The 14,758-nt window shown below is 59.5% G+C and carries 12 protein-coding genes; all 12 read right to left on the bottom strand.

The window, feature by feature from the left end:
- Nucleotides 1-11: 11 nt before the first annotated feature.
- Nucleotides 12-329, bottom strand: coding sequence for a stage V sporulation protein S (locus tag AB5767_RS00620; protein WP_006235982.1), 318 nt, complete (start codon nt 327-329; stop codon nt 12-14).
- Nucleotides 330-403: 74 nt separating this feature from the next.
- Nucleotides 404-1,489 (bottom strand): ATP-binding protein, encoded by a 1,086-nt coding sequence (locus AB5767_RS00615; protein ID WP_368132206.1) that lies wholly within the window; start codon nt 1,487-1,489, stop codon nt 404-406.
- Between the two features lies 1 nt (nt 1,490).
- The gene (gene rny / locus AB5767_RS00610) at nt 1,491-3,041 is read right to left on the bottom strand and encodes a ribonuclease Y (RefSeq protein WP_115596193.1); all 1,551 of its coding nucleotides are present in this window, start codon (nt 3,039-3,041) and stop codon (nt 1,491-1,493) included.
- Between the two features lie 257 nt (nt 3,042-3,298).
- The gene (locus AB5767_RS00605) at nt 3,299-3,991 is read right to left on the bottom strand and encodes a regulatory protein RecX (protein ID WP_368132205.1); all 693 of its coding nucleotides are present in this window, start codon (nt 3,989-3,991) and stop codon (nt 3,299-3,301) included.
- 11 nt (nt 3,992-4,002) lie between these two features.
- Nucleotides 4,003-5,151, bottom strand: coding sequence for a recombinase RecA (gene recA / locus AB5767_RS00600; protein WP_321573274.1), 1,149 nt, complete (start codon nt 5,149-5,151; stop codon nt 4,003-4,005).
- A gap of 257 nt (nt 5,152-5,408) precedes the next feature.
- Entirely contained in the window at nt 5,409-5,939 is a 531-nt protein-coding gene (locus AB5767_RS00595) for a CinA family protein (protein WP_368132204.1), read from the bottom strand.
- A gap of 12 nt (nt 5,940-5,951) precedes the next feature.
- Nucleotides 5,952-6,500 (bottom strand): CDP-diacylglycerol--glycerol-3-phosphate 3-phosphatidyltransferase, encoded by a 549-nt coding sequence (pgsA, locus tag AB5767_RS00590; protein ID WP_229025873.1) that lies wholly within the window; start codon nt 6,498-6,500, stop codon nt 5,952-5,954.
- Nucleotides 6,501-6,599: 99 nt separating this feature from the next.
- Nucleotides 6,600-7,949 (bottom strand): 30S ribosomal protein S12 methylthiotransferase RimO, encoded by a 1,350-nt coding sequence (gene rimO / locus AB5767_RS00585; protein ID WP_055285161.1) that lies wholly within the window; start codon nt 7,947-7,949, stop codon nt 6,600-6,602.
- 27 nt (nt 7,950-7,976) lie between these two features.
- Nucleotides 7,977-8,474 (bottom strand): YajQ family cyclic di-GMP-binding protein, encoded by a 498-nt coding sequence (locus AB5767_RS00580; RefSeq protein ID WP_195568840.1) that lies wholly within the window; start codon nt 8,472-8,474, stop codon nt 7,977-7,979.
- 26 nt (nt 8,475-8,500) lie between these two features.
- On the bottom strand, nt 8,501-10,012 hold the full coding sequence (locus AB5767_RS00575; protein WP_368132922.1) for a RodZ domain-containing protein: 1,512 nt from the start codon (nt 10,010-10,012) through the stop codon (nt 8,501-8,503).
- On the bottom strand, nt 10,012-12,792 hold the full coding sequence (locus tag AB5767_RS00570) for an FtsK/SpoIIIE family DNA translocase (protein ID WP_368132576.1): 2,781 nt from the start codon (nt 12,790-12,792) through the stop codon (nt 10,012-10,014). Before AB5767_RS00570 ends, AB5767_RS00575 begins: the two co-directional genes overlap by 1 nt.
- 1 nt (nt 12,793) lies before the next feature.
- The gene (locus tag AB5767_RS00565; protein WP_006235967.1) at nt 12,794-14,464 is read right to left on the bottom strand and encodes a ribonuclease J; all 1,671 of its coding nucleotides are present in this window, start codon (nt 14,462-14,464) and stop codon (nt 12,794-12,796) included.
- Nucleotides 14,465-14,758: the final 294 nt, after the last annotated feature.

Below are 14,758 nucleotides of genomic sequence, written 5' to 3'. Positions count from 1 at the left end.
GCAAGCAGAAGCTATGCCACAGGCTTAACATCATCCATGACGACGTTATCCATAGCAGCTCGATTGATCTGGTGAACGTAGATAGAAAGGCGGATGGCCGTGCGCGACTCCCCGTTAATGAGGATGTCGGAGAACACAGGCGCGCAGGAAATATCAAAACCGGTTGGAATCAAAAAACCGCGCGCGATAGCAACGGCCTTAATGGCCTGGTTGACAGCACCGGCACCGACACACTGGATGTTGACGGGTACACCATCCTTGACCATGCCGGCGATGGCGCCGGCAACGGACGCGGGCGATGATTTGCTTGATACCTTCAGGCAATCCATGAAGAAACTCCTGCGTTTAAAAGTACGTTTTAACTGCAATAACTTTATCGTACCGAGTGGACTCGGTAAAGGCACTATTCCTCTTTGGCAAGATCGAAGGTCACGGTGATTCGATCACGCGAAACACGGATCTTTGGGTCGCCGCAAAGATTGAGATAGTACCGGGCGGCAAGGTCATTAAAGTCGCGCTCCACAGCACGCGAAAACTGTGCCATGTCATCCTTGGCAATACGCAGCCCGCGACGATCCTTCGCGAGATCGACAGGAGCCGGCGCATGCGAGGATGAGTCACGCTCGCGCAGCAGACGCGCAGTCACACCGCGAACGGGCTTAATCTGCCCCGCCAAAATGCGATGGGCCGTGCGCTCGGACATTTCAAGACCCAAACCCGAACAAATACGAATAAAGTCCTCGGCATCAGAGGCAAGGCCTAAACGATCGACAACCGGAAGCTCGCTCTCATCATCAATAAACAGGAGACGAGACGTATCGAGCCGACTTGACGCCTGAGCATAAAGGGTCGCGGCAATCTCAGACGGAGAACCAAGATAGACATCGCAACCACGCAACTCCTCGAGCGCAAACTCACAGGCAGCGCGAATAATATTATGCGGACCGCGAGCACAGACATAACGTCCGTCCTCATCCTTGACGGCCTGGGGCCAGCTGGACTGATCGGCACGCTCGCTGAGGCGGTCGGCCGCAACGCTCACCTTAAAGGCTGAGCCAAGATCGACACCAGACGTGACCACGCGGGCCTCGTCGGTGTTCTGCTTGATCGAAAACAATGCCATGCCACGACCGTGAACGCCCCAACGGTCCATCTTCATGCTCTCGAGCTTTGAGGTAACGCGAGCATCGAAGATTCGCTCTTGCATATCCTGCGGAACACCCGAGCCGTTATCCAGAAAGACAAGCGTGCGGACGCCATCTTCCTTGGTCGTGGCGAGATAGACCTTGTCGGCGCCGGCATCGCGAGCATTACGGAGCATTTCGATGACGATATCCTCGACATGCTGAATGTCGTGCTTTGCCTGGCGCCGCTCGGCCTCCGAAACGCGGATGCGGACATACCCCTCGCCAAGGTTCTCCTCGACGCGAAGGTTGCCCTCCCCCGACATCGACGCGATAAATGAGATGAGCTCGTTCGCGTCGCTCATATTATTTAGCGATATCGACAGCGCGGCTCTCGCGAATCACGACGACGCGCACCTGACCGGGATACTCCATCTCTTCCTCGATCTGATGGGCGATATCGTGAGCCAGAACCGTGGACTGGGCATCGGAGATCTTGTCCGGCTGAACCATGACGTGGACCTCGCGACCGGCCTGCATGGCATAGGTACGCTCGACGCCGTCATGAGAGTTGGCGATCTCCTCGAGCTTCTCAAGACGCTTGATGTAGTTCTCGGCAGACTCGCGACGGGCACCGGGGCGAGAGGCAGAGACAGCATCGGCGGCCTGCACCAGGACATCGAGCACCGTGTTGGGGTCGACATCGGCATGGTGAGCCTCGATAGCGTGGACGATAACGGGCTTCTCGCCATAACGGCGGGCAAGCTCAGCGCCGATGACGGCATGCGGCCCCTCGACGTCATGGTCGATTGCCTTGCCCAGGTCGTGCAGCAGGCCGGCGCGCTTGGCGGTCACAACGTCCAGGCCAAGCTCGGAAGCCATCACGCCGCACAGGTCAGAGACTTCGAGGGAGTGCTGAAGCACGTTCTGACCAAACGAGGTACGGTAGCGCAGGGCACCAAGGGTCTTGACGATCTCGGGGTGCAGGTCGTGAATGCCGGTATCGAATGCAGCTTGCTCGCCAGCCTCGCGCACGCGCTGCTGAACCAGGTCGGCAGCCTTGTGATACATCTCCTCGATGCGGGCGGGGTGAATGCGGCCGTCGGCGATGAGGTTCTCGAGGGCGACACGGGCGGTCTCACGACGGACCGGATCGAAGCTCGAAAGAACGACGGTCTCGGGCGTGTCGTCGATCACGAGGTTGACGCCGGAAACCTGCTCGAAGGTCCGGATGTTGCGACCCTCGCGACCGATGATACGGCCCTTGAGGTCATCAGAGGGAATGTGCACGGAGGTAACGGTGACCTCGGCAGTGTGGTCGGCAGCGCAGCGCTGAATCGCCAGGGAAAGAATCTCCTGGGCGGTCTTGTGGCACTCGGCGCGAACTTGCTGCTCGGACTCGCGAATAATCGTGGCGGCCTCGTGGGTGACCTCGCCGCGAACCTTATCGAGGAGCTCCTTGTGGGCATCCTCGCGGGTAAGGTCGGCGATACGCTCGAGCTCGGAGGTCTGCTTTGCGCAGAGTTCCTCGAGCTCACGGGAGCGCTTCTCGACCTGACCGGCCTGACTGGACAGCTGATGCTCGCGCTTGTCGAGAGCGTCGTTGCGGCGATCGAGGGATTCCTCGCGCTGCATCACGCGGTTCTCGAGCGTACGAATCTCGCTCTTACGCTGCTTGTCCTCGGCCTCGGCGGCCTGCTTGTTCTTGATGATCTCCTCTTTAGCCTCGAGCAGAGCCTCTTTTTTGAGGGTCTCGGCCTGACGCTTTGCATCACCGATCAGGGACTCAGCCTGTGCGTGTGCCGACTGGATCTTTTCGTCGGCCTCGTGAAGACTACCCTGCTTGGCGGTGCGCATGTAGGCAATGGCGGCGATGGCACCCAAAACGATGCCAACGAGCGCTGCAATGATAGGCATGCTCACTCCTTTTTATGGATTCGTTACACAACAAAGCGAACCGTCCTTATGAACGGCTCGCGACATTTGAGTAATATGGGCGCAGCTTATGCGGGTCGGATACAGATAAACATATAAACAAACTCATCACAGATGAGCACATATCACAAAGCAAATGACAGTGTTTATCGTACGTTGAACCACAACAACTGTCAAATAAATGGCCCCAGTACGGCGGCTAAAACGCGGTGAACGGCGGGGCCACAAAACGCATACGCCTAAAGCGCACATCCCTCGCATTCGGCATCGAGACGTGCCTTAACGGCATCGGCGGCGATGTGATACGAGAAGCCCTTGCCCATCAAAAACCGAACCAGTTTTTCGAATCCGCACGTCTCTGGAACACGCCGCTTGGCGAGCAGGGCTGACGCACGCGCCAAATCGTCTTCGACGGCAAAATAATCCTCGGGATAACCGGGAATGTCATCGAGCACGACATGACGGCGCTTAAGTTCGGTCTCGATTTTGCGCTGACCCCAACCGCGCCGCTTGCGTTCCTCGATAAAGTACGAGCAAAAGCGGTTCTCGTCTAAAAAGTGATACTCGGTGGCGCGCTCGACGGCGAAATCGATCGCGGGCTGGCGGAAGCCGTAGCAAGCCAGCTTGTCACGGACCTCACCCGTCGCATGGTCACGGCGTGATAACATCTCGGTCACCATGGTAAGTGCACATTTACGCTCGATGAGCTGCACAGCCTCACGAAAGTTATCCCAATCACAGGGAAAATCGGGGCGGTTTTTGAGATACAGCCGCGCAACCCGCACGGGAATCCAAATGGACCGTTCAAAACCGCCCTCAAGCTCACAATCGATATGCGCGCAGGGCTTTTTAGACGCATACCCGCTCGAGAACGAGGAGGCCGCCTTCTTATCGGGAAAGACGACCGTAGCCTCGGTCACCGTATACGACATGAGCGTAACCGCTACTCGTCGTCATCATCGAGCATAGCGGAACCATCGATGGCGTAAAGCTCGTCAAACTCCTCAGGCGCAGGCTGATCGGTCAGCTCGACCTCGGACGGAGCATCGTCATCAAACTCAAGCCCGCAGGCAAGGCGGACCTTATGCTCAATCTCGTCAGCGCAATCGGGGTGTTCGCGCAGGAACGCCTTGGCGGCCTCGCGACCGTTGCCGAGCTTGTCCTCGCCATAGGCAAACCAGGAGCCCATCTTCTTGCAGATGCCGCACTCGACAGCCATGTCCAGAATCGAGCCCTCCTTGGAGATGCCCGTACCGTACATGATGTCGAACTCAGCAGAACGGAACGGAGCTGCCACCTTGTTCTTAACGACCTTGGCGCGCACGCGGTTACCGATAACCTCGTCCTTAAGCTTAATGCTGTCGATGCGGCGAATGTCGATACGCACCGAAGAGAAGAACTTAAGGGCGCGGCCGCCCGTCGTGGTCTCGGGATTGCCGAACATGACGCCGATCTTCTCACGCAGCTGGTTAATGAAGATGCACGTCGTGTTGGACTTGGACAGCGAGCCGGCGAGCTTGCGGAGCGCCTGGCTCATCAGGCGAGCCTGAAGACCGACCGTAGTGTCGCCGATTTCTCCCTCGATCTCGGCACGCGGGGTCAGCGCGGCGACGGAGTCGACAACGATGGCATCGATGGCTCCGGAACGCACAAGCATGTCAACGATCTCAAGCGCCTGCTCACCCGTATCGGGCTGGGAAATGAGCACCTCGTCGATATCCACGCCGATGCGCGCGGCATACGTGGGATCGAGCGCATGCTCGGCATCGATAAATGCCACAACGCCACCCATTGCCTGGGCCTCGGCCAGGATCTCGAGCGAAAGCGTCGTCTTACCGGAGGACTCGGGACCGTAGATCTCGACGATTCGGCCGCGCGGCACACCGCCGATACCCAGAGCGACATCGAGTGCCAGAGCGCCCGTAGGGATGGCCTCGACCTCGAGCTCGGGGCCACCGTCGCCGTACCTCATGATGGAACCCTGGCCGAATTTCTTCTCGATCTCGGCCTTGGTGGTGGCGATCATCTCATCGCGCTCTTTACCCGTCGTGCGAGCATGAACGGTACGTACGGGACCTGAATTCTTGGCCATGAATAGCCCTCCTCTTAACAACCTGCATCGATAATAAACGAACGGCTGTTCGTGGTCAACCGTTCAGATAAATCATATGCAGCCGACCTTTCCAAAACCCAACCAAAAGCCGACCAAACACTGACCAAATGCTTGACCATAAAGGGCCAAATAAGAACAAGGCAGGCAAAAATACACCTATGAACAGCACAAACGCTAAATTCTTCTGAGGTCCCTATCTCCACAATTAAGGAGCCCTAAGGCCCCTTAAAACACGTCTATTCCATAGAGATGAGCACAAGGGCAATCCGACCCAATGCCTCCGCGACCGCATGGGCACGAACACACGAACGATCGCCCTCATAGTGGCAGCGCACAGAGTCCACGACTGGCACTTTCCCATCAGCCGCGCGATACGCCCAGCCAATATAGAAAGTGCCCGCCGGATCGTCCTCGGTCCCTCCGCCGGGACCGGCATAGCCAGTCGCGCTCACGGCAATATCGCTCTGGCACAGCTCCAGCGAACCCACCGCCATCTCGCGCGCGGTCTGATGCGACACCGCGGTATAGCGGTCGAGCGTCTCCTGCTCAACACCAAGAACACGATGCTTAATCTCATCACAATAGGTCACCGCACCGCCACGCAGCACCGCCGAGGCGCCCGGGATATCGGCAATCGTCGAGGCGATCATACCCGCCGTCAGCGACTCAGCCGTCGAAACCGTCACGCCCCGAGCGCTCGCGCGCTCGACAATATCGCGCGCCAGCTCCTCGTTATGTGCGGAAATCTGCTCAAAAGAGTCCGTCATACCCACCAGGACCTAGACCGAAAAGACGATCTTGCGGCAGTTCCAGAAGTACTGGGCGCCCGAGATAACGGTCAGGACAACGGCAACGGCGTACAGGAAGCGCGACACCGAGTAGATGCCGAGCGTCAGCGCCACCGGGCCAAGGTGCAAGCCGGCCATAGCAAAAACGCACAGGTAACCGCAGATGGAGACCATCGTGGTTGCCGTCTTGTACTTGCCGAGCTTATCGGCCGCAACGACCACACCGGCCGCACTCGCGACCATGCGAAGGGCGCTCACCAGAAGCTCACGGAACAGGATAATGAACACGGACCACACGGTCACCGCGCCAAAATCCAAGAACAGCAGCAGGGCCGAGAACACGAGCAGCTTATCGGCGATGGGGTCCAAGAATTTACCGAAGTCGGTGATCTCGTTGCGCGAACGCGCCAGATAACCGTCGACCTTATCGGTGCACGACAGGATCACATACAGAATGAAGGCAGCGGCGGCGAGCGGGCCGTCGAAGATGCTCCAATCCGTACCGGCAACACTCGTGTGAGAAAGCGCCGACACGATCATGAACACCGGGATAAAGACGATGCGAACGCACGTCACGATGTTGGCGGGCGTCCAGACACTCGTCAGTTCCTTATTGCTCTCGTTAGCCACGACGCTCTCCTACTCCACAACATGACCGATAAGCTCATAGCAGAAGCTATCGGTAAACTCGACGGTCAGAATATCGCCCACGGACGCCTCGCTGGCGTCCAGATGCACCGCGCCATCGGAATCGGGCGCCTGGAACCAGGCATGGCCGATCAGCTCGGCGCCATCCTCGGTCTCTTCGATACCGTCGACGATCACCTGGGCTCGCTCGCCCACATGTGCGGCAGTGGCGGCAAAACCGAGCGACTCGGCCAGGTCCATGGCCTCCTGGGCGCGCTCGAGCTTGACCTCTTCGTCGACCTGACCCTCCATCTTAGCGGCCAGGCTGCCCTCCTCCTGCGAGTAGGCAAAGACGCTCGTGTAGTCAAAGCCGACGGTGTCCATAAAGTCGATAAGGTCGCGGAACTCGTCGTCGGTCTCGGTCGGGAAGCCGACCATGGCCGTGGAACGGATCACGATGCCGGGGATACGCTCACGCAGATCGCGGAACAGGTCCTCGAGCTCCTGGCGCGAACCAGAACGGCGCATAGCCTTGAGGATGCGCGCGTCGCAGTGCTGCACGGGGATATCGATATAGGGCAGCACCTCGGGCGTATCGCGAATCGTCTCGATGAGTTCGTCAGTCATGCCCTCGGGCTGCAGATAGAGCACGCGGACCCAGACGTTGTGCGGGCGCACGGCCTCGGCGACGGCACGCAGCAGCTGCGCCAGATTGCGCGGCAAGCCCTCGGCGACGTCCTCGTCAGCAAAGTCGGTGCCCCAAATACCCGTGTCCTGGCCGATCAGCACGATCTCACGCACACCGCCGGCAACCAGGTCACGCACCTCGGAGATAATGCTCTCGGCATTGCGCGAGTGATAGCGGCCGCGGATGTAGGGAATCATGCAGAAGCTGCAGAAGCGGTTGCAGCCATCGGAAATCTTGACGTAGGCGACAGCGCCCTCGACGGTACGTTTGACCTGCGGGATATAGGCTGCAATCTCACGCTCGACACCCAACACGCCATCGATGACCGCCACGATGCCGTCCTCCTCGTCAGCCTTCACAAAGGCAGCGACCTCGGGCAGCTCATCAGGCAGGTCGTCGCCATAGCGCGACGGCACGCAGCCGCACATGACGATGGGGCAAGAACGAACGCCGTCCTGAACCTCGTTGGCGAGCTCGAGCGTGGTCTCGATGCTCTCGGACGTTGCGGAGGCGAGGAACGAGCATGTATTGACGATGGCGATATCGGCGTCCTGCGGGTCGAATGCCTCCTCGTAGCCTGCGGCGGTCAAAAGAGAACGCATGCGGTCGGTGTCAACCTCGTTCTTAGCGCACCCGAGGGTGATGTAGAGCACGGAGCCCAACGGTGTATCCATGTTGGAGAGCGGTCCTTTCGATTGATATTAGCGGTAGTTGGTGAACTGCAGCGGCTGGCCGTAGTCCTGGTCGCGCAGGAACTGGATCACGGTCTGCAACGCGTCCTTCGAAGCAGAGGAAACACGCAGCTTGTCGGCCTCGATGGTCACCTTAACCTTGAGCTTTTGGTCCTTGATGTCCTTGTTGATCTTCTTGGCGGTCGCCTGGTCGATACCCTCGACGATATGGCCGAGCACGCGCACGGTGCCGCCCGATGCCGCCTGCGGCGCATCCCACGAGACAGCCTTGAGGTCGATGCCGCGCTTGATGAGCTTGGAGCTCAGCACGTCGACAATTTGTTTGGAGACAAAGTCGGCCGGGGCGTTGATCGTAAAGAGCATGTCGCCCTTCGAAAGCTCGATCGTGGCACCGGAATCCTTAAGGTCATAGCGCTGGGAAATCTCGCGCGTGGTCTGCTGGAAGGCGTTGTCGACCTCTTGCATGTTGACCTCGGACACGACGTCGAAGCTGGAATCTTTAGCCATGATGTTTCCTTTCGCGTACGAGAGGCTTAGTAGCTATCGTACGAATAGTCGGTAGAATCGCTGGGCGTCTGACCGTCAGTTGCGGTATCGGCGCCATCCGTGGACTGGGTATCGGTACCGTCGGTGGTATCGGTACCATCGGTGGTGTCGGTACCATCAGAACTTTCACCATTCTCGGAATCAGACGTCTCCTTCTTGGGAACGGTGATCGTCACGCGCGCCACGCCCGAGGTCTTGGTATCGTAACGGACCTTTTCACCGTTCTTGGTAACGGTGACATCGGAAGGCTTGGACGTGGTGATCTCGATTGAGGACTCGGGCGTGTACTCCTGCTCAAAGGGGCCAGTCGCCTGGGCGCCATAGACCGACTTGCCGTCGACCTTGACCTCAATCCACGCGGTCTTTCCCTTGGCAACCGAGACCTTGACCTTCGTGACCTCGTTCTCTTCCTTCTTTGCCGTCGTCTTGGTAGCGTCCGAATCAGCCGACTCATCCGTTGCCTCATCGGTGTCTTCGTCCTCGTCGACCGTTTCGGACTTCTTAGAAGATTTCTTGGACGTCGTCTTGGTAACAGCGGGCGTCTCAGGCGTGGTCTCGGGCGTCGAAGATGCGCAGCCGCGCAGAAGCACCACGATGAGCACAATCAACAACAGCGCAACGGCACCGATGCCGGCGTAGACGATACGCGGATCGAGCCCGTTGTTTTGAGGAGTACGTGATCCGCCGCGTCCACGATTGGAACTGCTGCGGCCGCCTCCCTGAGGCATACGACCACGATTGCTATCGGAACGGCCGCGATAGCCACCCTGGCCCTGAAGGCTGCGCTGACCCGAGCGGGGCGCAAGTTCACCGCGGCCTTGATAGCCACGCTGGCCCGAACGCGGAGCCGAAGAGCGCTGGCCATACGGCTGTGATTGAGAGCGAAGACGCGGCGTCACCTGCGTGGTATCGGCATCCGCATAGCCACCGCGAGAGCGACCAGAAGAGACCCCACGGTAACCGCGATCGGAATAGCCGCCGTCGCCGTAGCCGGCACGAGGGTCACGAGCCACGCCGCGGGCAGCGGGAAGTGCACGGTCCTCGGGCATCGGCGTACTGCGGAACCGGTCACGCTGCGAACGAATCTCCTCGCCCGAACCCGTCTCGGTAATATAACCGGCCTGCTGAGGACGCTGTCCATAACGCGTCGAACGACCGCCCTGAACCATCAGGAAGCGCCCGTTATCGACCGAGGAACGCGAATTGACGTAGCCAGCGGCTTCCTGAAAACGACCGCCCTGCTGCGACGTCTCGCGCTCATATGCCATCAGATCGTCAAAGTAGGCATTGACGACCTCGCGCGGATTGAGGCCCAAAAAGCGAGCATAGCTCGAAATCATGCCCTGCGCATAGCCGCGCGGCGGCATCGAAGCAAAGTTACCGGTCTCGAAAAACTCGATGATCTGCGGCCTGATTTTGATGGTGTTGGCGACTTGCTGAATGGAAAGGCCCATTCGGCGACGCTGCTCGAGCAGCATGTCACCAAAGCGTGCAGCCATCAGAATCCTCCAAACTCACGATCTTCACGTGCCATCTCGGCGTCGACAGATTCCAGCGCGGCAAGCCCCTCCTCGTCCAGCAGGACCTCGCGCGGCTTGGAACCGTCGGGCGGACCGACGACACCCTTTTCTTCCAGCATGTCCATAATACGCCCGGCGCGCGCATAGCCAACCTTCAGACGACGTTGCAGGCCAGATGTGGAGCCAAGCTGCGATTCCACCACAATATGGGCGGCTTCCCAAATGAGAGGATCATCGTCTTGCGGCTCGGCGACTCCGGTGCGGACAATGCCGCCGCCACCCGCCATGGACATGGAAGCGGGCGCCACGGCAGACAGGATCTCCTCGTGGTAGTCGGGCTCGCTCTGCGACTTGACGAACTCGACAATCTCGTTGATTTCGTCATCCGAGACAAAGCAGCCCTGGATACGGCGAGGCTTGCCCCAGTCGACCTTTGAGAACAGCATGTCGCCCAAACCAGTGAGCTTTTCGGCGCCCATCTGATCAATGATGACGCGCGAGTCGATACCCGTGGCGACGTTAAAGGCGATGCGGTTGGTGATGTTAGCCTTGATAAGGCCCGTCACCACGTTGGAGCTCGGGCGCTGCGTGGCCACGATAAGGTGGATACCGGCGGCACGGCCCAGCTGAGCAATACGCACGATCGAGGCCTCGACATCCTTACCGGCGACCATCATCAGGTCCGAGAGCTCGTCGATGATGATGACCAGGTAGGGCATCTTTTGCGGCGGGTTATCGTAATGCTCAAACTCGCCGGCGGCCTGCTTTTCGTTGTAGGTCGAGATCTTACGCACGTTGAGACGCTCGAAGACCTTCAGGCGACGCTCCATCTCGGACACGGCCCATTGCAGAGCGCTCGCGGCCTGCTTGGGCTCGGTCACTACAGGCACGTAAAGATGCGGCAGACCGTTATAGCCCGCAAGCTCGACGCGCTTGGGGTCGACCATGATCAGGCGAACGTCCTCGGGAAGGGCGCGCATGAGCAAGGTCGTGATGATGGAGTTGATCATGACCGACTTACCGGAACCCGTGGTACCGGCGATCAGCAGGTGGGGCATCTTGGCGAGGTCGGCGACGACCGGCGTACCCTCGGCATCGCGACCGATGGCCAGCTCGAGCGGACCGCCCTTCACATAGGGCAGCACGTCGCCCAGGTTGACGTTCTGGCGCTTGCGATTGGGGATCTCGATACCCACGAGCGACGTGCCGGGGATCGGGGCAAAGATACGAACCGACTGAGCTGCGAGCGAAAGCGCGATATCGTCCTCGAGGCTCGAAATCTTGCTCACGCGCTCGCCCTCGCCAGGTTGCAGCTTAAAGGTCGTCACCGTGGGGCCGGCGATCCAGCCGACCACGCGGGCGCTGCGGCCAAACTCAAGCAGGGTCGACTGCAGCGACTCGGCAGTTTGCTCCAGCTCCTTGTCCGAAGACGCAGCGGAAGCCGACTGCGGGTTGGCATGCAGAATCTCAAGTGGCGGAAGTTTGAGGCCGTCCTCTTCTTCGCCCTCGTTATCTGCGGCGCCGCCGTCCGTTCCCCCATCGCTGGCCGCAGCCGATTCGACAGCACTCAAGGCAGGCGCATCGGCAACCTTGGGATGCTTCAAGAAGTCGGGGATCTGAGGTGCTGCCGAGACAGGATTCACGGCAAACGGCGGCTCGGACTCGTCGATCTTATCGGGGTCGTCTTCCATCGAAAGCTGACCGGTTACCTGGTCGCGCTTTGCATGGCGACGCGGCAGCAAAGTTGTCTTTGCGGTCTCAATCGGAGCCTCGTCGTCCTCGTCATCACCCTCGGTGAGCTCAATCTCGCTCTCGGACCAAGACGGGTCGGGCTCACTCGTATTGAGTTTGGGCGCAGCCTTGCCCTTCTTGGCATGGCGGCGCGGCAACAGCGTTGTCTTGGCCCGCTCGGCCTCCACGGCCTCAGACACGTCGACAAACGGATCTTCGTCCACGTCCTCATCGTCCAGAATCGGATCGACTTCGCTACCCATAACCGTAGTCACGGCCGCATCGGAGCCCTTTTGACGAAGAATGCTCAGATGCGGACGGGCGACACCAGGCACCGACAGGGCCTCATCGTCACCCCACGGACTCGCGTTGACGTCGGCACGACGGCGCTCGGCAAAATCTGCCGCACGGTCGCGGGCAGAGCGCAAAACGCCGCCCACCGAAAAGCCAATGATGACCAAGCCCACGACGACAAGGCCCAGCAGGACTACCATCGCGATAGGCTTACCCAGGGCATTTTGCAGCGCACTCGCAATAAACGCACCGATGTAGCCACCCGAGGCGGACAGATTTTGCGGCGTGAACATAAGGTCGCACGAGTCGCTCGTACCTGGCACCATCAACGAAAGAATGGAGACGACGGCGATAAAGACCACGGCGCCGCCCGCAACAGAGCGCGCGTTGAGCGGCGAGTCCTCGCCTAAAAAGAGCGTGGCGGCAAACAGCAAAATGACGATCGGCAGCACGTAGGCGCCCAGACCAAAGCCCAAGTGGTAGAAACCGGCAACCGCAGCCGTAACGGGCGCAGTCGCCGGCGAAATCACGGCAATAAAGGACGCAATCGCCAAAACGGCAATGACCACGCCGGCGATATCGCGGTTGGCCGAGGGCTCGACCAAGGGCTCGAAATCATCGAACTCGGACTCGTGGCCCTTATTGGCACGCAGATGGGAACCGGCACCCTTAGCAGATGCCGGTTGGTTGTTGGCCTTATTGCCTTTGGCGTTTTGTGCAGATCCGCGCGCCAAACTAAACCTCCATGACGACCGGGATGATCATCGGTCGGGTGCGCGTACGGCTCCAGATAAAGTTAGAGAGCGAATCGCGCACGGCCTTGCGAATGGCATCGGAACCGCTGCTCGTAAAGCTGAACTTGCCCTTCTCGATCGTCTTCATAATGGATGCGGAGGCATCCTCGGAGAACTGGTCGTCGATGGCAAACGAGACGCCGCGGCCCGAGAACTCGATGGCCTCGATCTTCTTGTGCTTGAGCGAGACGATGGCAACAGCGGTAACCATACCGTCGTTGGCGAGCTTCTGACGATCGCGCAGGACGATGGGGTCGGTATCGCCGATACGCAGGCCGTCGACGTAGACGACGCCGGACTCGACGGGCGTACCGCGTTTGACGATACCGCCGCGCATCTCGAGCGTATCGCCGTTATCGAGGATAAAGATATGATCGTCCTTGATGCCCATCTTGCGAGCCAGCTGGGCATGGGCGCGCAGATGCACGGCTTCACCGTGAACCGGCATAAAGTACGTGGGCTTGGCCATGGCCATCAGGAGCTTGAGCTCCTCCTGGCTACCGTGGCCCGAGACGTGGACAAGAGCGCGGTTCTTATCCCACACGTCGCAACCGAGCTTGGCCAGGCTGTTGACGACCTGCTGGACGGCTTTCTCATTGCCGGGAACAGGAGTTGCCGAGAGGATGACGGTATCGCCCTCGTGGATAGAGAGCGTCTTGTGCTCGCCATTGGCCATGCGGGACAGGGCCGACAGCGGCTCGCCCTGCGAACCGGTGCACATGACGACGATCTTGTCGTCGGGCAGGTTATCGATATCGAAGGCATCGATGATATCGGCATCGTCGATGTTGAGGTAGCCCAGCTCACGCGCCACGCGGGTGTTAGTGAGCATGGAGCGACCGGTCACAACGACCTTACGGCCGCACTTGCGGGCGGCATCGCAGATCTGCTGCAGGCGATGGATGTGGCTCGAGAACGACGCGACGAACACGCGACCCGGGGCGTTCTTGATGGCGTGCAGCAAGTTGGGACCAACCTCGGCCTCGGACTTGGTAAAGCCGGGAACCGTTGCATTGGTGGAGTCGGAAAGCAGCAGATCGATGCCCTGCTTGGCAAAGCGGCTGATAGCGGCATAGTCGGGCGTGACGCCATCGATGGGCGTCTGGTCGAGCTTAAAGTCGCCGGTGTGCATAACGGTGCCCTGATTGGTGCGAATGAACACACCCAGAGCGCCGGGGATGGAGTGCGTCATCGAGAAGAAGTCGAGCGAGATGCCGCCGAGGTTGACATGGCTGCCGCCCTTGACCTCGCGGAACTTGGGTGCGCGGATGCGGAACTCGGAGAGTTTGCCCTCGATGAAGCCAAGCGTCAGCTTGCTCGAGAAGATGGGCACCTTATTATTGAGGTCCTGCAGCAGATACGGAAGCGAACCGGTGTGGTCCTCGTGGCCGTGGGTGACGACGATACCGCGGAGCTTCTCCTCGTTCTCCAGGACATAGGTGTAGTCAGGAAGCACCAGGTCAATACCGGGCTGGGAGTCATCCGGGAACATGAGACCGGCGTCGACGAGCACCATGTCGTCGCCGCACTCGAAGACCGTCATGTTCTTGCCGATGCCGTCAAGGCCGCCGAGCGGGATGATCTTCAAGGGAGATGATTTTTTAGCTGCCATAGGTGAGTGTTGTTTCCTTTCTTCGAAACGGGTCTGGAACAACCGACGGGGCGCTTCTGGCAAACCGACCGCCGGGAACGTACAAACATGCATCACAGAGTCGATGCAATAACCTCAGTATGATACCCATTTGCACAACAACAGACCACCCATGCATCAAAGCCCCATCTGAACTGGTCTATCCCGCCGGTCTGGTCTCAGCGGGCCCGGCACGGGCTAAGTTTCCTGCTCTACAGTCCTGCGCAAGACGGAAAGCACATTAAGTGCTTTCCTTTGCGTGCGGAACTCGCGATA

Source organism: Collinsella aerofaciens (assembly GCF_040926265.1).
Lineage (GTDB): Bacteria > Actinomycetota > Coriobacteriia > Coriobacteriales > Coriobacteriaceae > Collinsella > Collinsella aerofaciens_BB.
The sequence above is the reverse complement of the archived record's forward strand: the minus strand, read 5'-3'. Positions and strand labels throughout refer to the sequence as shown.